Source organism: Paracoccus aestuariivivens, from assembly GCF_009711225.1.
GTDB lineage: Bacteria > Pseudomonadota > Alphaproteobacteria > Rhodobacterales > Rhodobacteraceae > Paracoccus > Paracoccus aestuariivivens.
In genome coordinates this window covers 871,904-898,462 of record NZ_WMIE01000001.1, presented here as the reverse complement: position 1 = coordinate 898,462, position 26,559 = coordinate 871,904, and the positions used below count along the sequence as shown (strand labels likewise).

Genomic DNA, 26,559 nt, shown 5'->3' with positions numbered 1-26,559 from the left:
CTGCGTTCGGCACAATGTTTTCCAGCGCAGAATGTTTGTCAAACTAAAATCCAGAGTTTCAGATTTTAGGGTGGCTGAAAAAAATGTTTACAGAAGCTTTGAATTGGTGTTGCCTTCCCCTCGTCACCCGACCCGGAGGTCCGATGCCTAGCCGTCCCAATGCCCCGCTTCTCGAAGTCTGCGTGGATGATCCGGCAGGGCTTGCCGCGGCCATCGCAGGCGGCGCGGACCGGATCGAGCTTTGCGCGGCGCTGGCGGTCAGCGGGCTGACCCCCTCGCCGGGTTTGATCGCCCAAGCCGCCGAATCCCCGATCCCTGTCTGCGCCATGATCCGCCCTCGGCCCGGAGGCTTCATCTATTCGCCCGAGGAACTCGACGCCGCCTTCCACGACATCAAGGCGGTCAAGGCGGCGGGGCTCGCAGGCATCGTGACCGGCGCGACCCTGCCCGACGGGCGGCTGGATCTGGACACCATGGCGCGCCTGCGCGACGCCGCCGAAGGGCTGGAGTTGGTCATCCACCGCGCCTTCGATCTGTCCCCCGATCTGGACGAGGCGCTGGAGCAGGCCATTGAACTCGGTGCCTGCCGCATCCTGACCGCAGGCGGCACCCGCGCCGCGCCCGAGGGGATCGAAGCTTTGGCCCGCCTTTCGGCGCAAGCCGGAGACCGCATCACCATCATGGCGGGTGGCGGCGTGCTGCCGGAAAACGCAGCGCGCCTGCTGGCGGCGGGGGTGCATGATCTGCACGCCTCTTGCACCAGCATGGTCGAGGACCCCCACCCCGCCACGCGTATCAATATCCCCGCCAGCCGTCCGCAGACGCTGGCCGAAAACGTCCGCGCCCTGCGCGAGGCGATGGAGCGGGTCACGGAGGACGCACAATGAAAAACGGGATGAAGACCGGCATCATCGGCCTTGGCAATCGCATCGCCGCGATCCTGCCCTTTCTGCGCGAGACATGCCCCGATCTGGACCTTGTCGCCGTCGCCGATCCCGGCCCCGCGCATGAGGACCGTCTGGCCGAGGCCGCGCCCACCCATCACTACTCCGATCCCAAGGAAATGCTGGCCAATCACGGCTTCGACCTGCTGCTGATCGGCTCTCCGAACCACCTGCATCTGGACCATCTGCGGCAGGCGCTGGCCAGCGACACGCCGCATATCTTTGCCGAAAAGCCCGTCGTGATCTCGCTTGAGGAGACGCTGGAACTGGCCCGGCTGCTAGCCGCGCATGACGGCGAGGCCCGCGTCGCTGTGGGGATGGTGCTGCGCTACTCGGCGCTTTACCGCGCGCTTCGCGCCGCCGCACCGCAGATCGGCGAGGTCATGTCGATCGAGGCCTCCGAGCATATCGCCCCCTATCACGGCAGCTTCTTCATGCGCGACTGGCGGCGGGATAGCGCGCTTTCGGGCGGCTTCATGCTGGAGAAATGCTGCCACGATATCGACCTTTACCAAGGCGCGGTCGGTGCGCGGCCCGCGCGGGTTGCAAGCTTTGGTGGACGCAAGAAATACCTGCCTGCGCATCGCCCCTCGGACGCGCCGGACTATCTGAAGGTCATGTCGCCGCGCTGGGGCGGCACGCCCGACGCCTATTCTGGACAGGGCGATCTGATCGACTACCAGACCGCGCTGGTCGAATATCAAAACGGCGCGACCATGGCCTTTCATACCAATATGAACACGCCCGACGAGTTCCGCCGTTTTGCCGTCATCGGCACCGAGGGCATGGCCGAGGGCGACTTCATCCGCAATTACTTCAAGCTGACCCGCGCCTATGACAGCGCCGTGCTGATCGACGATCCCGAGATCGGCAAAGCGGGCGACATGACCCATCATTACGGCGCGGATGAGGCGATGTGCCGCGACCTCGCCGCCTATTGGCGCGGCGAACTGCCCGAACTGCCGCTGACCGTGACCGATGCGCTTGAGGCGGGGGTCACCGCACTCGCCATGGATCAGGCGCGGCGCGAAGGGCGGGTGGTGGAACTGACCGCCTTCTGGGCCGAATTCGATGCCGCCCTTTCCACCAAGGCGGCTGCATGAAGCGGATAGATGCATTTCCTTATCTGCTTCTGATCCCCGCGCTTCTACTGGTCGGTACCATCGCCGCATGGCCCTTGGTCGAGACCTTCCGCCTGTCCTTCACCGACGCCTCGATGAAGCAGGTGCAAAACTATGTCGGCTTTGAAAACTACATCAAATTCTTCCAGCGCGATTTCTGGCCGATCCTTGGCCGGACGCTGGTCTGGACCACGCTTTCGGTCAGCCTCAAGCTGATCATGGGACTGCTTGGCGCGGTGCTTTTGAATGCCGCCGTGCCGGGACGGGCGCTGTTTCGCATCCTGATCATGCCGCCATGGGTGGTGCCGGTCGCGGTCGGCTGCTTCATGTGGGCATGGATGTATAACGGCCAGTTCGGGATGATTTCCGGCCTTGGCCAGCGCTTCGGCCTGTTTTCGGGGCCGTTCGAGTTCCTCGCCTATAAGCAGGCTGCCTTCATATCGACCGTGGTGACCGATGTCTGGATCGGCACGCCCTTGGTCTCGCTTTACCTGCTGGCGGCGATGCAGACGATCCCGAAGGATCTTTATGAGGCGGCATGGACCGATGGCGCAGGGCGTTTCTACCGCTTCCGCCGGGTGACGCTGCCGCTTCTGATGCCCTCGATTACCACCATGGCGCTGCTGTCGACGATCTGGACCTTCAACAGCTTCGAGATCATCTGGATCCTGACCGAGGGCGGCCCGCGCGGCTCGACCACGACCATGATCATCGACACTTACCGCACTGCAATCTCCCGCTTCCGCTATGGCGAGGGCGCGGCGCGGGCGGTGATGATCCTGATCTGCCTGATGGTGCTGTCCGCGATCTATCTGGCGCTTCTGAACCGCCTGACCCGGAAAGGGCGCGCAAAATGATCAACCGCTATCGCTGGTGGGAACTCGTCCTGATCTATGCCGGCATGGCGCTGTTTCTGACCTTCATGCTGGCCCCCTTTGTCGAGGCCTTCATGGTCTCGCTGCGGCCAATCACCGAGGTCTTCCGCATCCCCTACCGCTTCTTCGCCGAGGGGATGAGCTTCGCTAATTACCGCCAGATCTGGATCTCGCAGCCGATGCTGGGCCGCTGGATCATCAACAGCTTCGGCATTGCGGTGGCGGTGACGGTGCTGTCGATGTGCTGCTCGATCCCCGCCGCCTATGCCTTTGCCCGCTTCAAGTTCAAGCTGCGCGACGGGCTGCTGTCGCTGTTTCTTGCGGTGTCCATGGTCGGTGCGGCGGTGCTGATCATCCCGCTTTACAAGCTGATGCTGGCGCTGGGGCTCTTGAATACCTACGCCGCCATGATCATCCCCGGCGCTGCCTTCACCGTGCCGACGGGCATCTTCCTCATGCGCAGCTATTTCATGCGCATCCCCGCCGAGCTTGAGGAAGCAGCCTACGTTGATGGCGCGTCCCGCCTTTACACCATGCGCCGGGTGATCCTGCCGATTTCCGCGCCGGGCATGGTCGTTGTCGCCATCACCACCTTCATCACGGCCTATGCCCAGCAGTTCCTCTTCGCGTTGACCTTCAACTCGAAGAACCACCTGAACCCGCTGCCGGTCGGCCTTTACCAGTTCTTCGGCCATCAGGAGGTTCGCTGGAACGAACTGATGGCCGCCAGCATCGTCGGCGTGCTGCCGGTGCTGGTGCTGTATGTCTTCCTGCAAAGATACATCGTTGCCGGGCTGACCGCCGGTGCGGTGAAGGAGTGACGCCTTCGGTCGCATAAAACAGGGAGTAAGAAATTGAAGATCCGTTCCTTCATTCTGGCCTCGACGGCGGTTTTCGCCCTGTCGAGCGCAGCACAGGCCGCGACTGAACTCTACCTGATCAACTGCGGTGCCGATAACGAGCCGCAAGCCCCGGTCCAGCAGACCCATATCGACGAATGGGTCAAGGCGAACCCGGATTACACCGTCCGCGTGGAATTCCTGCCTTGGGAGCAATGCCAAGAGAAAACCCTGACGCTGGCCGCCGCAGGCACGCCCCCCGCCGCCGCCTATATGGGCTCGCGCGTGCTGAAGCAGCTTTCCGCCGCCGGTCAGATCGTCCCGATCACCCTGACCGAAGACGAGTTGAAGACCTATGAGCCTTCGGTGATCTCGACCGTGCAATTCGACGGTCAGGTCTGGGGCCTGCCGCGCGCCTTCTCGACCAAGGCGCTGTATTGGAACAAGGACCTGTTCAAGGAAGCGGGTCTGGACATGCCGAACGGCCCGCAGACCTTTGATGAGATGCTGACCGCCGCCAAGGCGATCAAGGAAAAGACCAAGGCCGCTGGCTTCGGCATGCCCGCCGCCGATATGGACAACACCTTCCACGAATTCCTGAACTTCCTGTATTCGAACGGTGGTCAGGTCGTGGATGCCGATGGCAAGGTCGCCTTCGACAGCAAGAACAACGCCGAGACGCTGAAATTCTATCAGGAACTGGCGAAATACTCGCAGGAAGGCCCCGTCGCCTATGACCGCGGCAAGCTTGAGCCGCTGTTCAAGGAAGGCCAGATCGCGATGTATACCTCGGGCGCTTGGGGTCGCGGCAAGGCCGAGGGCGTGAATTTCGGCGTGGCGCTGATCCCCGCGGGCCCCTCGGGCAAGCACTCGACCCTGCTGATCACCGATAGCCTTGTCGTGTTCAAAGGCACGGGTCAGGAAGAGGCCACGCAGAACCTGATCAAGTTCCTGACCGCGCCCGAGCGTCAGTCGGCATTCGACGAGGCAGGCGGCTGGACCCCGATCCGCGCCGGCGCAGGCGCTGACGCGCTGATCGCCAAGGATCCGAACTGGAAGCCCTTCATCGACGCCGTCCCGACCGGCGGCCCCGAGCCCTTGATGCAGGACTATATCGGCATGCAGGACGCCGCGATCGAAGGCATTCAGGCGGTGATCTCGGATGAGGTCACCCCCGAAGAAGGCGCCAAGCAGATCAATGACGGCCTCGCTGGCCTGAGCTGACGACCCAAAGGGGGCGGTCCGCCGCCCCCCTTCCCCTACGAGGAGCAGCCGATGGGCGATCTGAAACTGACCGGCGTGACCAAGAATTTCGGTACCGCCCGCGTCATCCACGCGACCGACCTGCAGATCCGCGATGGCGAGTTCACCGTCTTCGTCGGCCCCTCGGGCTGCGGAAAATCCACCATGCTGCGCATGATCGCGGGGCTTGAGGATATCTCCTCGGGAACTTTAGAAATCGACGGCCGGGTGGTCAACGACCTGCCGCCCTCCAAGCGCGGGATTGCCATGGTGTTCCAAAGCTATGCGCTTTACCCGCATCTGAATGTCTTTGAAAACATCGCCTTCCCCCTGCGCGTCGATCGCCGTCCCGAGACCGAGGTCCGCCAAAAGGTCGGTGCCGCCGCCGAAGTCCTGAAGCTAACCGAACGCCTGCAGCACAAGCCGGGCGAGTTGTCGGGCGGCCAGCGCCAGCGCGTCGCCATTGGCCGCGCCATCGTGCGCGAGCCTTCGGTTTTCCTGTTCGATGAGCCACTCTCGAACCTTGACGCCGCCCTGCGCGGCGAAATGCGGGTCGAACTGTCGCGCCTGCATGCGCGACTGGCGAATACGATGATCTATGTCACCCATGACCAGATCGAGGCCATGACCATGGCCGACCGCATCGTCGTTCTGAACGCCGGTCGGGTCGAGCAGGTGGGCAGTCCGCTGGAACTGTTCCACCGCCCAGTGAACCGCTTTGTCGCGGGCTTCATCGGCAATCCGAACATGAACTTCCTACCCGCGACCGCCGTCGCAAATACTTCGGACGGCATCCGCGTGCAGCTCCAGAACGGGCCGGAGCTGACCATTCCCGTCGATGGCGCGGTTGCGAACGGCGCGGAACTGACCCTTGGCATCCGTCCCGACGACCTGCGCCCCGACCCCGAGGGATTGCCCTGCCGTGTCGATGTCGTCGAAAGGCTCGGCAACAGCACCGTCCTGTATCTGGTCGCACCCGGCGAGCGACAGGTCTGCCTTGTGACCGACGGCACGACCCGCGTCCTGCCGGGCGAGAAAATCGGGCTGGGCTTTGACCCTGCCGCCGCGCATCTTTTCACCGCCGATGGCCTTGCTTTACCCCGCCGCCACGTGCCGGTTGATCTTGACCGCATCCCGACCGCCAGAACCGCCTGACATCGCCATGACAGTGCGCTCGACCAGTTTCAGGCTGCTTCCAGACACCGACCGCGCAATCGAGGCCGCCGCCCAAACCATTATCGAACTGGTCAAGGGCCGCCCCGATGCCATCCTTGGACTGGCGACGGGCGGAACAATGGAGCCGCTTTACGGCCATCTCGTCACGGCCCACCATGACGGGCTAAGCTTTGCCCGCGTCAGGACGGTCAATCTGGACGAATATGTCGGCCTGTCGCCCGATCACCCGAACTCGTACCACAGCTATATGGCGCAACATTTTTTCGATCATGTCGATGTCGCGGAACAGAACATCTACATCCCGCAAGGGGAAATCGAACCCGCCCAAGCGGCCCACAAATACTCGGCCCTGCTGGAACGACTGGGGCCGGTCGATCTGCAACTTCTCGGGATCGGGGCGAACGGACATATCGGCTTCAACGAACCGGGAACCGCAGTCGATGCTCCGACGCGCGTGGTCGAGCTTCTGCCTTCGACGATCAAGGCCAATGCGCGTTTCTTTTCGGCCGGAGACGTGGTTCCGTCCCATGCCGTGACAATGGGAACCGCCGAAATACTGTCCGCCCGCAGCATTGTTGCGCTGGCGACCGGAGCGGCCAAGGCACGGGCATTGGCCGATGCGCTGGATGGAACCATCGGGCCGGACTGTCCGGCGTCGTATCTTCGGTTACACGCGAACTGCACCATCTTCGCCGACAAGCTGGCCGGAGCGGAATTGCAGGAACTCGGCACCCCCTCGGCTGCCTGATCTGAGGCAGAAACCGGCAGAACCCGTTCCAAACGACCGAACTGTCCCGCTTGGCGGCATTTACGCAAACTCTGCGTGATCCTTCGGAACCCACAACCTGCCCGCGCACTTTGGGTCTAGGGTTCCTGCGGGACGGAGGCGGCACGATGAATGCTGACGGTGGCGAATTCCTGCCAGACGACGAAGGGGGTCCCTTCTCGGCGATCCCTTCGGGTTTCGAAGCCGCCGGACGTTGGGTGTTTGAGCGCGGCAAGCTGCAGACCAGACATTTCGACTACCGCGCCGCCCGTTTTGACGTGACGCAAGCCGAGCGCGAGCAGCGGGATTGCTATCAGGCCGCGCTGCGGGCCGATGCGGAAACCGAACATATCACCACCGCAACGCGCTGGCTTCTGGACAATTATCATACGATTGCCGAAACCTATCGCCACCTGCACCGCGACCTGAGCCCCGGCTTTCTGCGGTCGCTGCCACGCGGACAGTTCGCCGGAACGGAACCGATCCCGCGCGTTCTGGCACTCGCATGGGACTATGTCGCGCTGACCGATGGCGAATTGCGCGAGCGCAGTTTCTCGGACTTTATCGCAGGGGCGCAACAGGTCGAATGGCTGACCATCGGTGAGCTTTGGTGCCTGCCTTCGATGCTGCGTTATGTGCTGCTTCTGCGGATGCTGCGGTTGAGTTTGCTGACCGAGACCGCCCGCCAAGGCCGCCGCGACGCCAATGCCGCTGTCGACCGGTTGATGGCAAAATCCGATCCCGCGCCGTCCGATTTCGATCTGGCAATCACGCACGACGCCTTGCAAAATCCGGCCTTCGTTGCGCAAGTGATCTACCGCCTGCACTCGAAGCTGGATCGCAGCCACACGCTGACCGAGAAACTGTCCAAGCGGCTGGAATTGCGCAACAGCACGGTCGAGCAGGCCCTGATCGCCGAACAGACCCGCCAGACCGAAAACAATGTCACCGCCGGTCACGTCATCCGTTCGCTCAAGCGACTGGACGAGATCAACTGGCGCGAATGGTTCGAGGCCACCAGCCGTACCGAGGCCATCCTGCGGGACGATCCAGATCACCTGCGCCTTGCCCCACGCACGCGTAACCAGATCCGCAACCGGATCGAGATGATCGCGCGCCACTCAGACCTGACCGAACCCGAAGTCGCGGAACGCGCCCTAGCCGCTGCAGGGCATCGCAACCTGTCCGTTTCGACCGTCATGCTAGGCGACGATGCGGGACAGTTCGAAAAAGCCTGCGGCTATCGACCGGTCTGGCGGGAAAGGCTGGCGCGCTTCATCCATCGCCACGGCGTCGCGACATTGTTCGCACCGCTGATCGTGCTGGTTGCGATCGCCGTGGTCAGTGCGATGACCTATATCCCGGCCCGCACCGGCTGGATGCTGGCAGCGGGGCTGGTGATCCTGTCGATTCCGGCCTTCGTCGAAGCCTCGCTGGCGCTGCTTCGTTTTGTCGCCAGCCGCTTGATCGCACCCGCGCAACTGCCCGCTTACGGCTACGAGGACGGCATCCCCCCCGACAACGCCACCTTGGTCGTCATTCCCTGCCTGCTTACCAATCTGGATACGATCGACGACGTGGTGAACAATCTCGAGGTCCATTATCTCGCGAACACCGATGCCGCGATCAGCTTCGCGCTGCTGACCGATTTCACCGACGCCCCCGAGGAAACGACCGAGCGCGACGCCGAAATGCTGGCCTATGCCCGCAACGGAATTGCGGCTTTGTCAGGCAAATATGCCCATACCGGACACCGCTTCTTTCTGCTGCATCGCCGCCGTCAATGGAACGAATCCGAAGGCGTCTGGATGGGATGGGAGCGCAAACGCGGAAAGCTGGTCGAGCTGAACGCGCTGCTGCGCGGCAGCAATGACACAAGCTTCGTCGATACCGGCGCGCGACCGCATCACCATATCCGCTATGTCGTCACGCTGGACGCCGATACCCGAATGCCGCGCGAGACGGTACGGACACTGGTCGGCATCATGGCGCATCCGGTGAATCTGCCACATTACGATCCAAGCCAACACCGGATCACACGCGGTCACGGATTGATCCAACCCCGCGTCACCGCACTTCTGGCCTATGGCCGTCAAACCTCGCCATTCCAGCGTATCCTGTCGCAGGATGGCGGGCTTGATCCCTATGTCTTTACCGTCTCGGACATGTATCAGGACCTGTTCGGTCAGGGCACATATACCGGTAAGGGCATTTACGACGTCGATGCCTTCATCGCTGCGGCACAAGATCCGATCCGTGCGAACAGCGTCCTGAGCCATGATCTGATCGAGGGCAGCTGGCTGCGCTCTGCCCTCGCCACCGATGTCAATTTCATCGAAGAATACCCCCGGCGCTTCGACGTGGACCTTTCGCGCCATCACCGCTGGGCGCGCGGAGACTGGCAGCTTTTGCCCTATCTACTTGATCTGCGGAACGGGCTGGATGCGCTGGCTCGTTTTCGCATGGTCGATAACCTGCGCCGCAGCCTGTTGCCGATCTGTCTTATGCTCGCCGGTCTGCTGGCGCTGGTCGGATTGCCAAGGCGGGATGCGGTAATCTGGCTCGGGTTGCTTGGAATCTCGATGTGTCTGGCCCAACTTCTGGGTTGGCTGATGGGCCTTATGCCACGCCAGTCCGGTGTTGCGCCGCTTCGGCATCTGATGGTGATCGGCAACGAACTTGTCGACCAGCTCATGGCTTTCATGATGCGTCTGACCCTGCTGCCGCAAACCGCATGGAGCATGGCCGACGCGATCTGCCGCACGGCCTACCGACTGCGGGCCACCGGCCGGAACATGCTGGAATGGACGACCGCCGAGGTTGCCTCGTCCCGCGGTCCAGAAACGCCCCTTGGCTATCTGTACCTGATGCGCGGTGGTGTCGGCCTTGCCTTGGGGTTCACGCTGCTGGTCGCGCTGTTCCGGCCCGCCAATCTGGGACCGACTTTGGCTTTCACCGTGCTATGGCTGGGCGCACCGCTGATCGCATGGGTCAGCGCCCGACCACTCAAGCGCGAGGGCGCGCAACCGCTGCAAGCCAAGGACGTCGTCGCCTGGCGCGCCGAGGCGCGGCTGATCTGGCGCTTTTTCGAAACCTTCGTGACCGAGCGCACCAATCATCTGCCGCCTGACAATTACCAGATCGATCCCGAACCGAAGCTGGCCGAACGCACCTCTCCGACAAATATCGGGCTGTATCTTCTGTCAATCGTGACCGCCCGCGAGTTCAACTGGATCACGCTGACCGAAACCCTTGAGCGGATCGAAGCCTCGCTTGGCAGCGTCGAGAAAATGGAACGCCATCGCGGCCATCTGTTCAACTGGTACGCCACAGACACGCTGGATCCGATCGGGATGCGCTATATCTCGGCGGTGGATAGCGGCAATCTGGCGGGGCATCTGATCACGTTATCCTCGACCCTGCGGGAATGGTCGCGAAATCCTGCACTTTACCTGCTGCCCGATCTGTCAGGTGCCGCCGACATCCTGACCATCATGCGGCGCATCCATTCGGAAATACCGCGCGAGCGGCGCAGCCTGAATCCGCTGCGCAAACGGATCGACGAACATATCGAAGGGCTTTGGAACAGCATCTCAAACGCGGCCTCGCCGCAACTGGCCCCGCTGCAAATGCAGACCAATGCCCGCGCCAGCGCCGATTTGCAGGCTTTGGTGCAAGGCCTGCTGGCTGAATTGCCGACCCCAGCCGCGCGCGAGCTTGATTGGTGGGCCAACCGCCTTGTCACCACATGCGACGAAATGGAGGCCTTGGGCCGGATCGAACCCGCATTGGTGCAGGTGTCATCGCTGCGGATGGCGGCACTTGCCGAACGCGCCCGCGCCATCGCCTTCGAGATGGATTTCAGCTTTCTGTACGACGCAGAACGTCACCTTCTGTCGATCGGCTACAACTGCAATGACGGCACATTGGACAACGCCTATTACGACCTGATGGCCTCCGAGGCGAGGCTGGCCTCGCTGTTCGGGATCGCCAAGGGCGATGTTCCGACCGAGCACTGGAACCGCCTTGGCCGCCCGATGACCGTGATGGCCTATGGCAGCACGCTGGTCAGTTGGTCCGGCTCGATGTTCGAATACCTGATGGCCCCGCTGATCATGGACGAGCCACCGGGCTCGATCCTGCATTCCTCCTGCGAAGTCGCCGTCGAGGCCCAGATCCGCGATGGCGCAAGGCAGGGACGGCCTTGGGGCGTATCGGAAAGCGCCTATAGCGCGCGCGACGCCATGATGAACTACCAGTATCACGCCTTTGGCGTACCTGAACTGGCGCTGCGCCGTTGGTTGCGCGACGATCAGGTGGTCGCGCCCTACGCCACATTCATCGCGGCAGGATTGCGCCCGAAAAGCGCGCTGAAGAACCTGCAAAAACTGGCAAAACTGGGCGCGCGCGGCGAGTTCGGCTTTTTCGACGCGGTTGACTTCACCCCCTCGCGTCTGCCCGAGGGCCGGACATCCGTCATCGTCTGCAACGTCATGGCGCATCATCAGGGAATGAGCCTTCTTGCCATCGCGAACTGCCTGATGGACGGCATCCATCGCGACCGCTTCCATGCCGATCCTGTCATCGAAAGCGTCTCGACGCTGTTGCAACAAAGGGCCCCGCGCGAGGTCTCGCCCTTGTTGCGCATCACCCCCACCCGCAAGGCAGCGTCAACCGCAGACGAGGGACATACTGAAATCGTCGAGGTAAAGGACACCAAATCGGCGCCCCACACCGTCGCGCTGATGTCGAACGGTCGGCAATCGCTGCTTCTGGATGCAAGCGGCGGGGGGCGATCACGCGCGGGTTCCACAGCCGTCACGCGTTGGCGGCCCGATCCCGCCGCCGACATCTGGGGCGAATTCCTGTTCCTTCGCGATACCGAATCCGGTCGCTGGTGGTCCGCGACAGCGGCCCCCGCATTCGATCCCCAGATCAGCTATTCGGCACGGTTGTTCGATTACAAGGCGAACTTCACCGCCGTCGGAGACGGCATCTATTGCGAAACCGAGGTCATCCTGTCCGATGATCTGGACGCACGCGGCACACGGGTCAAGCTGCGCAATCTCGGCGACCAGCCGCGCCGGATCGAACTGACCAGTTTCGGCGAGATCGTGTTGGACGACAACGAGGCCGACCGCGCACATACCGCCTTTTCCCGCATGTTCGTCGCGACCGAGGCGCAGCCCGAGCAGTCGCGTGTCTTTGCGCGACGCAACAAACGCAATCCGCATGATCCCGACCGGCATCTGCTGCATATGTCCTCGGGTGCGGGGATCGGCACGACGGCATCGACAGACCGACGCAGCTTTGTCGGACGCGGGCGCACCGTCCGCGAACCGCTGGGCATGGTCGATCCCGCCCGACTTGAACCCGCGCCGCAGGGCGAAAGCTACACGCTGGACCCGATCTTTTCATTGACGCGCCAGCTTACCCTCGCACCTGGCAAAGAGGCGGTCGCAACCTTCTGGACCGTTTTCGGCACCACCCGCGAACAGCTCGAGGAAGCTCATCATCATCTGTCCGACGAAGCAGCGTTCGACAACGAACACCAGATGGCCTGGACCCGCAGTCAAGTGCAACTGCATCACGCCGACATCACCCCCGAAGAGGCCGCGCTGTTCCGGCGTTATGCCGCCCTTCTCGTTTACCCCAATCAGGCGATGAACCCGCACCAGATCCGCCACGCAATGGGGCCGCAATCGTCCTTGTGGCCCATGTCGGTGTCGGGCGACAATCCGATCATGGTGTTGCGGATCAACGATCCCGACCTGATGCCCGTCGCGCATCAGGCGATCCGGATGCAGGAATACCTGCGGATGCGCGGTCTTGATTGCGATCTGGTGATCCTGAACGAGCAACGCGCCAGCTATGCCGCAAGCACGAACGAGGCATTGAACAATCTGTGCCACAGCATGCACCTTCTGCATTCGCGCCCGTCGGTCTTTGCCGTCGATGCCAATGCCACCGCTCAGGAGACGCTCGAAACATTGCTGGCCGTGGCGCGGGTCGTTGTTCATGCGCAAAACGGCCCGCTCTCCGAGCAGATCGGACGGATCGGCTGGGACGAGTTGCAGCGGGGCATTGTCCGCCCTGCGCCGCGCCCACTGCAACGTCCGGCCCATACGCGGGATTTCCCCCCCGAAGAACTGCGCTTCTGGAACGGCACCGGCGGCTTCGATGCAAAGGGCAATTACGTGACGCGCCTGCGGCACGGCGAGACGACGCCCAACCCTTGGATCAATGTCATCGCTCGCACGGATTTCGGGTTTCATATCTCGGCCGAAGGGGCCGCATTCTCGTGGTCGGCGAACTCGCGCGATCATCAGCTGACGCCATGGTCGAACGATCCGGTCAGCAACCCCTCGGGCGAAGGACTGTTGATCCGCGATGTCGGCACCGGAGCGGTCCATACCCCTTACGCCATGCTGTCCAGCCAGCGTGCCGCCCTATACCAGTGCCGCCATGGCGCTGGATTTTCCGAATTTTCCTCGTGGTCGGGCGAGTTGGAGATCCGCGCCACCCACAGCATAATGCCCGATGCGGCAATGCGGATCATCGGGCTTGCGATCACAAACCACGCAGACCGGCGCATGACGCTGGATGTGGCGCAATTCCTTGAGCCGGTGATGGGTGGATCCCGCGCCAAGGCCGCCCCCTATCTGCAACCGCGCTACATGCCGAAAGAACGCGCTATCGAATGCGAGAACCCTTACTCCATCGACTATGCCGGTCAGCGCATGGTCCTGTCAGTGGATCGCGACGTGACGGGCATGTGCCTATCGCGGCTGATCTGGAAGGGACGCAATCGCGACCTGTGCCTGCCCGCATGGTTCGATTCAACGATGGGGCACCGCTTCGTGCATCGCCATGATGGCGACCCCGTCATGATGCTGGAAACCCGGATCGAAATCGAGCCGGGCGAAACCGCCAATGTGACTTTCCGCTTGGCCGCCGGCGTCGGAAGCCAAGCCGAACGACTGGTCGCCCACCCCGCCACTGTAAGCGAAGCGATGGTCGCTCAAGAGCAGGATTGGTGGAAGGTCTTTGGCCAATTGGAAGTCGAAACGCCCGACCCCGCCTTCGATCTGATGGTGAACCGCTGGCTGCCCTATCAGGCCATTGCCTGCCGGATCAGGGCGCGCACGGCGTTCTTCCAAGCCTCGGGCGCCTATGGTTTTCGCGACCAGTTGCAAGACACCTCGGCGATGTTGATCTACGACCCCGACCTTGCGCGCGCCCAACTGCTCGAGGCCGCGTCGCGTCAGTTCCCAGAAGGCGACGTCCAGCACTGGTGGTTGCCCGGTTCGGGCGCGGGGGTCCGCACCATGATCGCCGATGACGTGGTTTGGCTGGGAAATTGCCTGACCCGCTATCTGGACGTGACCGGAGATCACTCGATTCTGGACGAGGAATTGCCCTTCATTCAGGGCCGATTGCTGGCGGACGGCGAGCATGACGCCTTTTTCACGCCCGAAACCAGCCATGCCCGCGCGACTGTTTACGAACATGCCGCGCTGGCTCTGGAGCTGGCGGTAAAGCGTACCGGAGATCGTGGCCTGCCTTTGTTCCTTGGGGGCGACTGGAATGACGGCATGAATCGGGTCGGCGAGGCCGGACAAGGCCAGTCTGTCTGGCTGGGCTGGTTCCTTACACAAACGCTGGACCTGATGGCCCCCTTGGCCGAAGCGCGCGGCGATTGGGAACGGGCCAGCGCGTGGCGGGCGCATCGTGCTGCACTATGCCACGCGCTTGACGCCAACGCATGGGACGGAGGGTGGTATCTGCGCGGCATCTACGACGACGGCAGTCCGTTGGGGTCCGGCACATCCGAGGAATGCCGCATCGACTCGATCGCGCAAAGCTGGTCGGTCATCGCTGGCGCCGGACGCGCGGATCGCCGGACGACCGCGGTCGACGCTGCGCTGGCACATCTGCTGGACGAAAAGGGGATGTTGCTGAGGCTGTTCACACCTGCCTTCGCCCACACCGTCCAAGATCCGGGTTACATCAAGGGCTACCCTCCTGGAGTGCGCGAGAATGGTGGGCAATATACCCATGCCGCGATCTGGATGGTGCAGGCGCTGTGCCTTGCGGGACGCAATGACGATGCTTGGCGCGTCTTCACGATGCTGAACCCGATCAGTCACTCCAGCGATCCCGACACGCTGAAAATCTACCGCGCCGAACCCTATGTCGTTGCCGCCGATGTTTACGGCGCAGACGAAAAGATCGGGCGCGGCGGGTGGACGTGGTACACAGGCTCGGCCGGTTGGCTGCATCGGGTCGCCGTCGAACATATTCTGGGCCTACGGATCAGGGGCGGTACCGAACTAGAGGTCAGCCCCGTACTTCCTTCGCATTGGCCGGGCTATCGCGCGCGGATCATGGTCGGCGGAACCTTGCGCAATGTCGAGGTCAGCCGCGCCGATGACGGCCAGCCTCGGGTCGAGATCCGTTGAACCCCGACCGGCTCCGCGATAGTGCTTCGCTTTCGGAAATCGGATGGGGCCGGACATGAAACTTTTGATCGACACCGATCCGGGCATCGACGATGCAATGGCCATCATCTTTGCCGCGCGTCACCCCGATATCGAACTGGTCGGCCTGACCACGGTATTCGGCAATGTCGCCGTCGAAACCGCAACGCGGAACGCGCTGGTTCTGGTCGAACATTGCGGATTGGACATTCCGGTGGCCGAAGGGGCCGCACGGCCGCTGGTGCTGCCTCCGTTCGAGTTTCCCGCCCATATCCACGGCGCCGACGGCTTTGGCCACCTGCCCGCAATGCAGCCCACAAACCAGAAGGCAACGGAATCGGCAGTCGAGTTCATGACCCGCATCGCCCGCGAAAACCCCGGCGAGATCACATTATGTCCGGTCGGTCCGATCACGAACGTCGCCGAAGCGATCCGCCACGATCCTGACTTCTCCAGCAACATCAAACGCATCGTCATCATGGGCGGCGCGCTGGATGCGCCGGGAAACATCAGCCCCTTTGCCGAGGCGAATACATTCCACGATCCCCATGCGCTTGAAATTGTTCTGGCGTCAGGGGCCGATGTGCTGATGATCGGTCTTGATGTGACGCTGCAGGTCACCCTGCAGGCCGAGGATTTCCGCGCTCTTGCCGATGCCGCACCCCATGATGGCGGATTGCTGGACGGTATGGCGGAACTCTATCTGGAGTTCTACCAATCGGTCGGCAAGGAGGGGTGCGCGCTGCACGATCCGATGGCAGTCATTGCCTGCCTTCACCCCGAGCTATTCACGGTCGAACACACCGCCATGACATGCATCGACCACGGCGAGCGCATCGGCCAGACATTACGCTCGACCGGTCGGGCACCGGTAGCCGTCGCGCTGGACTGCCAAGCCCAATCGATTCGGGAGATGTTCCTGAACGTGATCCGCAACGCAGCCTGAGCTTCACGACCCTGCTGCCCAAAGGCGATAACGGCGCGCGCCGGTAATCTCGCGCACGACGCCCATGGCATGCATCCGCGCGAGCAGCCGTTCCGCCGTGTCACGACTAAAGCCGGTCGCGGCTTCGACCATGGCCGTGGTCATAAGCGGATGCGCTGCCAAGACGGTGATGACGCGGGCCGGGTTCTCGCCCTTGATCGACGCGGTCAACTGACGGGCGCGTTCGGCCCAATCGGAAATGCGCTTCAACTCGCGGCGGGCTTCGGTCGCCCCTTGCAACACCGCCTCGAGATGGCGGCGCATCCGTTCCGCCAATGGCCCTCCGTCAACCCAGACCTTGCGACCGCCGCGACCCAGAGGCACGAATTTCAGCGCCTCACACCCCTCGGCCATATCGCGACCCGTCCAGCATGCAGGCTCGGTCAAACATTCCGGCGCGGAAAGTTCCGCCAGCCTCCATGCCGAGCGCAGCGCAGGCGCACGCGCTATCGGCTCGATTCCTTCCAACGCGGCATGGCCTGCAAGATATTCCACCGCACCCTCGTCAAAGGCACGACCGACCATCCGCGAGGCCAGCGGTTCAGCCAGACCCGGTCCTTCATGGCGGTGCAGACCCAAAAATCCGCGCAGATCGCCAAGAGATGCCTGCCCCTCCAGACGACGTAGCCCCCACCGCGCCAGCCGCATGGCATCAAGATCGGTGCCAGCGCGGGCATCCATCATCTCGCGACCGATTTCCTCGCGCTGAAGCGGCGTGCCTTGCGCCCACAGCATCGACTCGATCTCGATCAGGGCAAGACGCCGGTGTGCCCCCTCTTGCTCGTCAGGATTCATCGCCGCCAGCGTCGCGTCCAACCGACCCGTGGCTGCAGCGGCACGTGCCAGCAGACCCGACTGTTCGCGTTGCGCGGCAAGCCAATCCCCGGGTCTCAGGATCGGGACAGCCGGACCTTCGTCGGTATCGAAGTCAGCAAATGGCGCGGGGGACGGAATCGGATCGCTCATACGGGCCAGCCTAGTGGTTTTCCGGAATCCATCAATCACTTCGATGCTGCACATAGGGATGGCGCTAACCGAATTGTCACGGCAATATGCCCGGCGACATGTTCAACGGAGTTTCTACCTTGCGAATGCGCAAACCCGCACTGACCTGCGCCGCGGCTCTCGCCTTGCTGCTGAGCCAACCGTTGCTTCCAGTTGCAGGTGGGACAGCCTCTGCCCAAGCGACCAGCACCTTTACTGCCGAACTGGGACAATCCCAACCCTTCGACTTTGCAGCCTTGGGTCAACGCGCCAAGGAAATGGCCGCAGCGCCCTATCACGCCCCCGAAGTGGCCCAGCCCGATGTGCTGGAAAAGATAGATTACGACGCGCATTGGAAAATCCGCTTCCGGCCAGAAACCACCGTCAAGGTCGGCGATGTCCCCGTACAGTTTTTCCATCTGGGCACCTATTTCCGCAATCCGGTCAAGATCGGCATCGTCGAGAACGGCAAGTCGCGCGAGATCACCTATGATCCCGGCTTTTTCGATATTCCGGCGGACAGCCCTGCCAAGGATCTGACGCGCGGCACCGGTTTTGCCGGATTCCGGTTGATGAACAAAGATCTCAAGACCGACTGGATCAGCTTCCTTGGCGCATCCTATTTCCGCACCTCGGGCCCGCAAGGCCAGTACGGCATGTCAGCGCGCGGACTGGCGATCAATTCGGGCATGTCCGAGCCGGAAGAATTTCCGGTCTTTCGCGAATTCTACCTCGAAAAGCCCAAATCTGGTGATGCCGACATCACCATCTACGCGCTGCTCGACAGTCCCTCGGTCACCGGCGCCTATCGTATGGACATCACCAATGGCGCGCCCGGCGAAGGCCAGAAAATGGAGATCTCGTCGCGGCTTTTCTTCCGGAACTCGGTCGAGCGGCTGGGGATCGGCCCTTTGACCTCGATGTATTGGTATTCCGAAACCAACCGCGTGCTGGCCTTTGACTGGCGCCCCGAGGTACATGACGCCGACGGACTTATGATGGTCATGGGCAATGGCGAGGTGATCTGGCGACCGCTGATGAACCCGCCGCGCGTGGTGACGTCAAGCTTCGTGACCGAAAACCCGCAGGGCTTTGGCCTGTTGCAACGCGACCGCCGCTTCGAGAATTACGAGGATGACGGCGTGTTCTACGACAAACGCGCGTCGGTCTGGATCGAGCCGAAGGGCAATTGGGGCAAGGGTCAGGTTCAGTTGGTCGAGATCCCGACCGATGACGAGATCTACGACAACATCGTCACCTTCTGGAACCCCGAGCAAAAACCTCAGGCCGGTCAGGAACTGGCATTCGACTATAACCTGACCTGGAAAGAGGACGCGCCGGTCAAGCAGCCTCTTGCTCGCACGGTTTCGACGCGGATCGGCGCTGGCGGCATTCCCGGCCATCCGCGCCCGAAAGGCCACCTCAAGATCGCGATTGATTTCGAGGGCGGCAGTATCGCCGAGCTTGGCCAGAATGACGGAGTTACGCCGATGGTATCGGTTCCCGAAGGCGTCACGATCGTCCAGTCCTATGCGCTTCCCGTGGTCGGCACCAAACGCTGGCGGGTGATCTTCGACATCGCAGCCGAACAGGTCGAGACAGCCGACATCCGCGCGTATCTGGAGAAGGACGGCCAACCCCTGACCGAAACATGGCTGGGACAGGTCCACCCCGCGCAATTCGACCGGATCCGCGTGGACGCGGCAGCGCAGAACTGATCCGCCAACGTCGCGGAACCTGCGCTTGGGTTTCGGGGTTCCGTCAGGCCACAGCAGGACTGACCGGTATCCCGAATGCCCATTAACGACAGCCTAGAATTCACACCCGGTCAGAACTGCTGGCGCGTCGAGCGTGCCAGCAGTTTTTCTTTCATCATCGACGGGCAGGACTATTTCCGCGCGCTGCGCGAGGCTTTGCTGAAGGCCGAGCGCTGCGTGATCATGGTCGGCTGGGATTTCGACTTCGAAATCGAAATGCTGCCCGGCGAAAGCGACGGCGAAGGGTTGGCTCCCGACGGGCTGCCCAACCAGGTCGGCCCATTCCTCGAGGCGCTGGTAGACCGGCGCAGCGGGTTGGATATCTATCTGCTCAAATGGAGCGGTGGCGCGCTGATCGCCCCCGGTGGCACGCTGCCCGCCGCGAGGATCAAACTACTTGCACCCGCCCAGATCCATCTAGCCTTCGATGGCCGTCACCCGATCGGGGCCTGCCATCACCAGAAGATCGCCGTCATTGACGATGCGTTGGCTTTTTGCGGCGGGATCGACATGACCGATGGCCGTTGGGATCGTCCTGCGCATCAAAGCGACGACCCGCTTCGGCAACTCAAATCGGGCGAGGCGGGCCAGCCTTGGCATGACGCGTCAGCTGTCCTGAGCGGTCCGGCGGCGGCAGCGCTTAGCAAACTGGCTCGCGACCGCTGGGCACGGGCCAACGACAAGGAACTGGACGAAGACTTCGATCCCGTCGGCGACCGATGGCCTGAAAGCATCGCCCCTGCCCTGCGCGACGTCGATATCGCCATTGCCCGCACCGAGCCGCCCGGGCGCGACAGCCCGACCATCGCCGAGATCGAGCGGCTTTACCTTGATAGCATCGCGGCCGCACGAAACTCTATCTATCTGGAATCCCAATATTTTTGTTCCGACAGCATTTCCAAGGCGATTGCTGCCCGCCTGTTGGAGCCAAACGGCCCCGAGATCATCGTCATCAACCCCTTCGCCGCACAGCAGTTGGTCGAAGACCAAGCGATGCATGTCACCCGTTCCCGCATGATACGCGGCTTGCAGGTGATCGATCGCGAAAACCGCTTTCGCATCCTCTATCCGGTCAACGATGCCGGCGAGCCGATCTATGTCCACGCCAAGATCAGTATCATCGACGATACTGTGCTGCGCGTAGGATCAAGCAATATCGACCGCCGCTCGATGGCCTTCGACACCGAATGCGATGTCGCTTTGACTGCTACGGAGGAGACAACCCGCGATTACATTCGCGGTTTGCGGGACCGGCTTTTATCCGAGCATCTGGGCTGCGAACCCGACGACGTGGCGCAGGTTGTCCGTAGAACCGGCAGCGTGATTTCCGCGATTGATGCGCTGGGTCACGAGGGCCGCGGGCTGCAGCCATTGCCCCTGCGCAAGGAAAATCTGCTTGGCAGCTTTCTTGCCGACACGCGCCTGTTCGACCCGCGCTATCGCCACAGCGCACAGGCCCGCCTTGGGATCACCTCTCGTCATGTGATGATCGGAGGCGTTGCACTGATCGCCGGAGCGGTGTTGTGGCGTAGGTTCGCGACAAGACGCAAAAGCTAAGGCCGCAATCTCTTGCGGCCTTGGATCGTTCAATGGGTCGTCGGGATGAGCCGGTTCAGCGCTGGGATCATCACCATGGGCACAAGGGCCATGACCGTCATCACCGCCGAAATCCAGATCGCCCCAGCGAAATCGCCGTGCTGCCCAACATAGGCTGCCGCAAGCGAAGGACCGAATGCCGTCCCGACAAGGTTGGTGAATTGCCCAAAAGCGACCACCGTGCCGGAGTGATCCAGATCCGATTGGATGCTGAGAAAATACGGAAAGACGATGGCCCATGAAACCGTAAAGATCACGGTTCCGGCGATATAGCCCGCCTCGTTCGGAAAGGCCATGAACACATACATCGACAGAAGCTGGCCCAGAATACCGCCGATCAGCGGAACGAAATGGCCAAGCCGGTTACCCAGCCACGCCACGCCAAGGGCAGCGATGCCCGCGATGATATTGGCATAGGCAATGATGTCGCCGATGGTCAGGACGTCCAGCCCGGACATGCGACCGATGCCCTCGGAATACGCCCAGATGGCTCCGTTCGAGGCGCCATAGATCATGATGCCGATGATCGACAAAATTGCCGGACCGCGCAGCAAAAGCGCCCATTCGGTCTTGTCCTTGGCACCCTCGCCGTCGGCGGCACAAAGATCGTCGCGCAAGCGGAACGCCCCGACGACCGGCGCCAGCAGCAAAGCTGCGGCGATCAGCACCAACTGTCCGACCTGCATCAGGTTGAAGCCCATATCCGAGCTATCCATCAAGCGCGGAAAGAAATAGGCCCCCAAGCCCGGATAGACGAACTGGAAGCAGGTGAAGATCGCAAAGGCGCGTTCGGAATGCGTGGTTCTGGACAGCGCAGCTGCAACCGCCGCTTGCGTCAGACCGCCACCGAAACCGGCGAGCAAGGTCAGGACAAAGAAACTTCGGGAATCGTGCATCACCAGCGTCAGCGCCGTGAATACCAGCATGATGATCATGCCAATGACCGAAACCCGCGCCATCGACCAATGTTTGGTGCGGAACGAGACGACAACGGTCGCAAGGGCCAGACCGATCAATGCAGCCGAGGAAATCCGACCCGCTGTGTCGGGGCCAAAACCCAGATGCACATCATAGGCATAGACGAGCACCGGAAGCAGCATAAGCGGAGAAAGCGCGATCGAGCCGACGAAACCGGCAAGAGTCTGGGCGACCCAGCTTTCCGGATTCAATGCACCAAGGCCGCGGGTTTTCTGCGAGGAACGGGAATGGGCGGCATGTCCCAGAAACGAGTCGATCCGACCGATCATGATTGCTCCTGTCGGACCTGTCGGCCGCGGTTCACGACCGCCAAGTTCCGACTGAGTACGGCAGGTAGCTTTGCCCTGTTAGTAAGGCTGGACATGATTTCCCCCTGTTTTTGGTATTATCCAAGGGACTGTATTCGACGGTATACGGACGTCACATAAGCTGGAAACAACGCTCAGATTGATTGCTGCAAATGTTGCTCGTGCTCGGTCGCCAGCAAATCGCGGACATAGGTGATGCTTTTGGCCAATTTTCCGCCACGGGTCGCGACCTCGATTTTGGCCATATAATCATCGTCCTGAACCGGCAAGCGCCGCAGCCGTCCGGCATAGGGTGCGCTTTCGGCCAGATGTCGCGGCAATAGCCCGACATAGGCGCCCGATAGGATCATCAGCAACTGCGCCTCGATGTCATAGACGATCCGGTCGGCGTCGATCCGCTGAAAACTCAACTGCCTGCGCCCGCCCCAATAGCCGCGATGGACCCAAGGCTGCGCATAGCTGAGATCACGGTCGATATCGCTATCGGACAAACCGAAAAGCGGGTTACCCTGTGCGCAATAAAGCAGGTTCTCCTCTTCATAAAGCAGTGCATAGTTCAGCACACCCAAACGAGAGTCAAAGCCGCCAATACCGATATCCAGCGAGCTTTTGGCAAGACCCGCGCTGATATCTCCGGGGCGCATGATGCCCAGTTCGATCTCGATCATGGGCGCGTCGCGCGCGACACGGGCAAGAACAGACGATAAGCGGCAGTTCGCATCCGAGGCCACGCAATCGACGATCCCCACCCGCACGATTCCGGTCAATGCTCCGCGCAACTGGCTTAGTCGGCGCGACTGGGCTTCCAGCCCCGCTAACACCTCCAGGCCGATTTCATGGACGACACGCCCCTTGTCCGTCAAAGCGAACCCGCGCCGTCCCCGCTCGCATAATTTGACGCCCAAACGTTGCTCGAGCGCGGTCAAATGGTTGGAAATCGTCGGCTGGCTCAATGACAACTCGACCTGTGCCGCAGACAGGCCATTGTTGCGCACAACGCTGTCAAAGACCTTGAACAGGTGCAGATCAGATCCCGAGATCTTCATCGTTCATTCACCTCACCAAATGTTTCGATTGGCCTTCGAGGATTTGTCTGCCGAAGTCTATCCCTTATCAGCGCGGCAAAACGTCAATACCCACGAGGAAGACATGTCGAACATTATCCGCATCAACCGTGACGGCGTCTCGAGCGAAGATCTCAGCGCATGCTCGGCAGTTCCCGCCGAAGCCGTCATCTCGGGCGAGGCCATTGAAAAAGGCGCCGTTCATTTCGGTTCTGGCAAGGTCACCATCGGCACGTGGGAATGCACCCCCTATGCCGAGATCCTCGCCTATCCGAACATGACCGAATACACGACCGTCCTGTCGGGTCGCGTCGCGATCACCGACAAGGACGGTTCGGTTCAGGAATTCGGCCCCGGCGACAACTACGTCCTGACCAGCGGCTTCGAAGGTCGTTTCGAAGTTCTGGAAACCCTGCGCAAAATCTACGTCCTGATCGAGGACTGATCCCACCACATCCCCACCAACACCGAGAACCCAGATGCAGACCCGCGCCGACAAAGCCCTTGCCGACACGACATTCTTTCCCTTCTGGCTGGATCGTCCGGACGCCCCCGCGCCCGCGACGCCACTGATCGGCTCGACCAAAGCCGATCTGGTGGTCATCGGTGGAGGGTTTACCGGTCTGTGGGCCGCCATTCAGGCGAAAGAGGCCGATCCTGCCTGCGACGTCGTGCTGATCGAGGCCGACCGGATCGCACATGGCGCTTCCGGTCGTCCCGGCGGCATCGTCTCGACCTCGGTGATGCACGGGTTGGGGAATGCGCAACGCATCTTCCCGAACGATCTGCAAACGCTGGAAGCTCTAGGCCATGACAATATGGCCGGTTTCAGTGACACCATCGCGCGGCATGGCATCGAGGCCGATCTGGAATGGTCGGGCGAGATGACGGTCGCGGTCTCGAAAGACGGTCTGCCCGCCGTGCAGGAAGAATACGACCTGCACCGCGCGCATGGCCATGACGTCGAGTTGCTGGACGCAGCCGGAACGCGCGCCCAGCTGAACTCCCCGCTGTTCGAAGGCGCGATTTGGTCGCGCAAGAAAAGCGGCATCGTGCATCCGGCCCGTCTCGCATGGGGACTGCGCCGAGCGGCGATCGCGCTTGGCGTCCGGTTGCATGAATTGTCACCGATGCAAAGCATCGACGATCAGGGGCAAACCCTGCTGATCAAGACGCGTGACGGTCAGGTGCGTGCGCCGCGCGTCATGCTATGCACCAACGCCTTTGCTTCCGGCCATAAACGCATCCGCTCGCGCGTGGCAATGGTGCGCGACCGGATCCTGACGACCGAGCCACTGACACCCGTGCAAATGGCTGCCATTGGCTGGGCCAACCGGCAGGGCGTCTACGATACGCGGACGCAGTTGAACTACATGCGCCTGACTCCTGATAACCGCATCCTGTTCGGCGGTCGTCTGGGTTATTTCGCAAACAGTCCGCGCGACCCTGCACTGGACCGCACGCCCGAGCCTTACGGCAAACTGGCCGAAGCCTTTTTTGCCACTTTCCCGCAGCTTGAGGGTATCCGTTTCTCGCATGCGTGGAGCGGTCCGATCGCGCTGACGACACGCATGGCGGTGCATTTCCAAAGCTATTACGGCGGCAAGGCCATCTACGCGGGCGGCTATTCAGGTTTCGGGGTCTCGGCCAGCCGGTTCGGCGCTCGGGTCGGGTTGGCGAAGCTGAACGGCTTGGACCTGCCGGAAACCCAAATGGAGTTCGCCGCGACTGAACCGAACTGGATTCCCCCCGAGCCGTTCCGCGCGATTGGCGCGCAAATCACCATGACCGCGCTGGACGGCGCGGATTCCAAGGGTGGTTGGCGCAGGCCATGGCTGTCGATGGTCGGCAAGCTCGGTTTCCCGCTGTCCTGAGCCGACCGAACTGCGGAATGATCGGAAACAATTTAGTCTCTCCTAGATCGCGGTCATTCCCGAATAGTTAAGGAATCTCGATCAAGGTCAGCCGCTGCGCCGGTCATGCCCGCGCAGCGATCATGTCCGTCATGGCGGGCCTTCGGCTGTCTTCCCGCCACACTCCGGTCTCGCCGCTTGCGGATCAACGACGAAACGTGTTGGCTGCAATCGTCGCAAGTCTGGAGCCAACGCATGACAGTCGCACCCCCGAACCGCCCCGCCCCCGTCGGGAACCATCGGGCTGCAAAAGCCGATGCAAGTTGCGCCGCACCGACCGTACCTTCGCAAGTCTGATCATGCCCAAGAACCAGCGTGCTATTCGCAACTTCGCCCTGTTCATCAGAGCGACAGTCGTCGGCGGTCTTGTATTCCTGCTGCCGTTCGGAATCGTCCTGCTAGTCGTCGGCAGACTGTATGCGACAGCAAAGCCCATTGGCCAAAAGCTGCATGAGTTGATCTTTCCGCAATCGACGTCGAATTTCTGGCCGCTGGTCTTCTCGGTCGCCGTGCTTATCGGCATCGCATTTCTTGCGGGAATATTCGCGCGAAGCGGACCGGGCCGACGGACCTTCGAATGGCTAGAATCCACGCTGCTCAGCCGTTTTCCGCCATATACGATCTTGCGGCAAATGCTTGACGACTACGTGGACGGAGACCGGAATCTCGCCACAAGCAACGCTGTGGAAGTCGTCATGGTGCACTTTGACGACTATTCCTGCCCGGCCTTCGTGGTCGAAAAACGCGCCGATACCGCCGTCCTGTTCTTGCCCGGCGCACCTTCGGCGACATCGGGCAGTGTCGCCATTGTCAAATGGGATCGGGTAGAGCCAACCGACCTGACGCCGCTCGAGGTCATGCAAAGCATGCGACGTCTGGGACGGGGGCTTGACCGCGCGTAGGTGTAAACAGCCAGCGCACAAACCGCGCGGTGTTCAGGCTTTTCCCATCAAAATGTCGGCGGGGTGCAGGCGCTGACAATGACGCAAGACTCGGCGCCGACCTGCCGGAACCGGTGCGGGTTGCGGCTGTCGAAGTAATAGGCGTCGCCGGGGCCAAGGATGCGACGTTCCTCGCCCACGGTGACCTCGATCCGGCCCGAGATGACGACGCCGCCCTCCTCGCCCTCATGCTGATACATGACGCGGCCGGTATCCGCGCCCGGCTCGTAGCGTTCGTGCAGGATGGTCATGGCGCGGCCGAATTGGCAGTTGCCGACCCGCTTCAAGGACAGTTTCCCCTTGCCGATTTCTGGCAGGTCCGAGGCCTGATAAAAGATCACCTGCTCGGGCTCGGGCTCGAAGGCGAAGAACTCGGAAAGGCTGACAGGGATGCCGTCAAGGATGCGCCGCAGCGCCCCGACCGAGGGGTTCATCTTATCCGCCTCGACCAGCGAGATGGTTGCATTGGTGACATTGGCGCGCTTCGCCAGCCCGCGTTGCGACAGGCCCGCGCGCTCGCGCAGGATTCGCAGCCGCTCGCCCAGACGCAGATCGCCCAGTTCGGTGTTTAGGTCGTTCATGATCGTTAA

18 protein-coding genes are annotated in these 26,559 nt (G+C 61.9%); 14 read left to right on the top strand and 4 right to left on the bottom strand.

The features are described 5' to 3' along the window. Positions 1-143: 143 nt before the first annotated feature. The 9 genes from GL286_RS04425 to GL286_RS04385 all read left to right on the top strand — a co-directional run bounded on the left by GL286_RS04425 (position 144) and on the right by GL286_RS04385 (position 16,389). Positions 144-887, top strand: coding sequence for a copper homeostasis protein CutC (locus GL286_RS04425; protein WP_155094297.1), 744 nt, complete (start codon positions 144-146; stop codon positions 885-887). After that, the gene (locus GL286_RS04420; protein WP_246184819.1) at positions 884-2,047 is read left to right on the top strand and encodes a Gfo/Idh/MocA family protein; all 1,164 of its coding nucleotides are present in this window, start codon (positions 884-886) and stop codon (positions 2,045-2,047) included. Before GL286_RS04425 ends, GL286_RS04420 begins: the two co-directional genes overlap by 4 nt. Further along, positions 2,044-2,922 (top strand): carbohydrate ABC transporter permease, encoded by an 879-nt coding sequence (locus GL286_RS04415; protein ID WP_155094296.1) that lies wholly within the window; start codon positions 2,044-2,046, stop codon positions 2,920-2,922. The genes GL286_RS04420 and GL286_RS04415 overlap by 4 nt, the downstream gene beginning before the upstream one ends. After that, complete coding sequence (locus tag GL286_RS04410) at positions 2,919-3,761, top strand: carbohydrate ABC transporter permease (protein ID WP_155094295.1); 843 nt, start codon at positions 2,919-2,921, stop codon at positions 3,759-3,761. Before GL286_RS04415 ends, GL286_RS04410 begins: the two co-directional genes overlap by 4 nt. Before the next feature lie 33 nt (positions 3,762-3,794). After that, positions 3,795-5,003, top strand: a complete 1,209-nt coding sequence (locus tag GL286_RS04405) for an extracellular solute-binding protein (protein ID WP_155094294.1) — start codon at positions 3,795-3,797, stop codon at positions 5,001-5,003. Positions 5,004-5,054: 51 nt separating this feature from the next. Continuing rightward, entirely contained in the window at positions 5,055-6,176 is a 1,122-nt protein-coding gene (locus tag GL286_RS04400; protein ID WP_155094293.1) for an ABC transporter ATP-binding protein, read from the top strand. Positions 6,177-6,183: 7 nt separating this feature from the next. Continuing rightward, positions 6,184-6,945: a glucosamine-6-phosphate deaminase gene (locus tag GL286_RS04395; protein WP_155094292.1), complete on the top strand. Its 762-nt coding sequence runs from the start codon at positions 6,184-6,186 to the stop codon at positions 6,943-6,945. A gap of 146 nt (positions 6,946-7,091) precedes the next feature. Further along, positions 7,092-15,425, top strand: coding sequence for a GH36-type glycosyl hydrolase domain-containing protein (locus GL286_RS04390; protein ID WP_155094291.1), 8,334 nt, complete (start codon positions 7,092-7,094; stop codon positions 15,423-15,425). 55 nt (positions 15,426-15,480) lie between these two features. Then, positions 15,481-16,389: a nucleoside hydrolase gene (locus tag GL286_RS04385; protein ID WP_246184818.1), complete on the top strand. Its 909-nt coding sequence runs from the start codon at positions 15,481-15,483 to the stop codon at positions 16,387-16,389. 3 nt (positions 16,390-16,392) lie between these two features. On the opposite strand, the gene GL286_RS04380 is transcribed toward GL286_RS04385, so the two are convergent. Beyond that, positions 16,393-17,394 carry a DUF1403 family protein gene (locus GL286_RS04380; protein ID WP_155094289.1) on the bottom strand — a complete coding sequence of 334 codons (1,002 nt, stop codon included), beginning with the start codon at positions 17,392-17,394 and terminating at the stop codon, positions 16,393-16,395. Between the two features lie 125 nt (positions 17,395-17,519). Here GL286_RS04380 and GL286_RS04375 point away from each other — a divergent pair, with 125 nt between their 5' ends. Further along, the gene (locus GL286_RS04375) at positions 17,520-19,130 is read left to right on the top strand and encodes an OpgD/OpgG family glucan biosynthesis protein (protein ID WP_246184817.1); all 1,611 of its coding nucleotides are present in this window, start codon (positions 17,520-17,522) and stop codon (positions 19,128-19,130) included. 75 nt (positions 19,131-19,205) lie between these two features. After that, complete coding sequence (locus GL286_RS04370) at positions 19,206-20,726, top strand: phospholipase D-like domain-containing protein (protein ID WP_155094287.1); 1,521 nt, start codon at positions 19,206-19,208, stop codon at positions 20,724-20,726. A 29-nt stretch (positions 20,727-20,755) separates the two neighbouring features. Here GL286_RS04370 and GL286_RS04365 read toward each other — a convergent pair whose 3' ends face one another. Together GL286_RS04365 and GL286_RS04360 are read right to left on the bottom strand one after the other, a co-directional pair. Continuing rightward, positions 20,756-22,012 carry an MFS transporter gene (locus tag GL286_RS04365; RefSeq protein WP_155094286.1) on the bottom strand — a complete coding sequence of 419 codons (1,257 nt, stop codon included), beginning with the start codon at positions 22,010-22,012 and terminating at the stop codon, positions 20,756-20,758. A gap of 173 nt (positions 22,013-22,185) precedes the next feature. Continuing rightward, positions 22,186-23,097 (bottom strand): LysR family transcriptional regulator, encoded by a 912-nt coding sequence (locus GL286_RS04360; protein ID WP_155094285.1) that lies wholly within the window; start codon positions 23,095-23,097, stop codon positions 22,186-22,188. Positions 23,098-23,200: 103 nt separating this feature from the next. Between GL286_RS04360 and GL286_RS04355 the strand changes: the two genes are divergently transcribed. The 3 genes from GL286_RS04355 to GL286_RS04345 all read left to right on the top strand — a co-directional run bounded on the left by GL286_RS04355 (position 23,201) and on the right by GL286_RS04345 (position 25,930). Then, positions 23,201-23,560: a cupin domain-containing protein gene (locus GL286_RS04355; RefSeq protein WP_170295032.1), complete on the top strand. Its 360-nt coding sequence runs from the start codon at positions 23,201-23,203 to the stop codon at positions 23,558-23,560. Between the two features lie 34 nt (positions 23,561-23,594). Next, positions 23,595-24,989 (top strand): NAD(P)/FAD-dependent oxidoreductase, encoded by a 1,395-nt coding sequence (locus tag GL286_RS04350; protein ID WP_155094283.1) that lies wholly within the window; start codon positions 23,595-23,597, stop codon positions 24,987-24,989. Between the two features lie 302 nt (positions 24,990-25,291). Next, entirely contained in the window at positions 25,292-25,930 is a 639-nt protein-coding gene (locus tag GL286_RS04345) for a DUF502 domain-containing protein (RefSeq protein WP_155094282.1), read from the top strand. 47 nt (positions 25,931-25,977) lie between these two features. Here the strand turns inward: GL286_RS04345 and GL286_RS04340 are convergent, their stop codons facing one another. Further along, a complete protein-coding gene (locus tag GL286_RS04340) occupies positions 25,978-26,550 on the bottom strand; it encodes a cupin domain-containing protein (RefSeq protein WP_155094281.1) in 573 nt (190 codons plus the stop codon). Positions 26,551-26,559: the final 9 nt, after the last annotated feature.

Bases quoted from the DNA above. Each gene is read 5' to 3' on its own strand.
- GL286_RS04425 (WP_155094297.1), top strand. From the start codon at position 144: ATGCCTAGCCGTCCCAATGCCCCGCTTCTCGAAGTCTGCGTGGATGAT.
- GL286_RS04350 (WP_155094283.1), top strand. From the start codon at position 23,595: ATGCAGACCCGCGCCGACAAAGCCCTTGCCGACACGACATTCTTTCCC.
- GL286_RS04410 (WP_155094295.1), top strand. From the start codon at position 2,919: ATGATCAACCGCTATCGCTGGTGGGAACTCGTCCTGATCTATGCCGGC.
- GL286_RS04340 (WP_155094281.1), bottom strand. From the start codon at position 26,550: ATGAACGACCTAAACACCGAACTGGGCGATCTGCGTCTGGGCGAGCGG.
- GL286_RS04360 (WP_155094285.1), bottom strand. From the start codon at position 23,097: ATGAAGATCTCGGGATCTGATCTGCACCTGTTCAAGGTCTTTGACAGC.
- GL286_RS04400 (WP_155094293.1), top strand. From the start codon at position 5,055: ATGGGCGATCTGAAACTGACCGGCGTGACCAAGAATTTCGGTACCGCC.
- GL286_RS04415 (WP_155094296.1), top strand. From the start codon at position 2,044: ATGAAGCGGATAGATGCATTTCCTTATCTGCTTCTGATCCCCGCGCTT.
- GL286_RS04390 (WP_155094291.1), top strand. From the start codon at position 7,092: ATGAATGCTGACGGTGGCGAATTCCTGCCAGACGACGAAGGGGGTCCC.
- GL286_RS04375 (WP_246184817.1), top strand. From the start codon at position 17,520: ATGCGCAAACCCGCACTGACCTGCGCCGCGGCTCTCGCCTTGCTGCTG.
- GL286_RS04420 (WP_246184819.1), top strand. From the start codon at position 884: ATGAAAAACGGGATGAAGACCGGCATCATCGGCCTTGGCAATCGCATC.
- GL286_RS04355 (WP_170295032.1), top strand. From the start codon at position 23,201: ATGTCGAACATTATCCGCATCAACCGTGACGGCGTCTCGAGCGAAGAT.
- GL286_RS04380 (WP_155094289.1), bottom strand. From the start codon at position 17,394: ATGAGCGATCCGATTCCGTCCCCCGCGCCATTTGCTGACTTCGATACC.
- GL286_RS04385 (WP_246184818.1), top strand. From the start codon at position 15,481: ATGAAACTTTTGATCGACACCGATCCGGGCATCGACGATGCAATGGCC.
- GL286_RS04370 (WP_155094287.1), top strand. From the start codon at position 19,206: ATGCCCATTAACGACAGCCTAGAATTCACACCCGGTCAGAACTGCTGG.
- GL286_RS04365 (WP_155094286.1), bottom strand. From the start codon at position 22,012: ATGATCGGTCGGATCGACTCGTTTCTGGGACATGCCGCCCATTCCCGT.
- GL286_RS04395 (WP_155094292.1), top strand. From the start codon at position 6,184: ATGACAGTGCGCTCGACCAGTTTCAGGCTGCTTCCAGACACCGACCGC.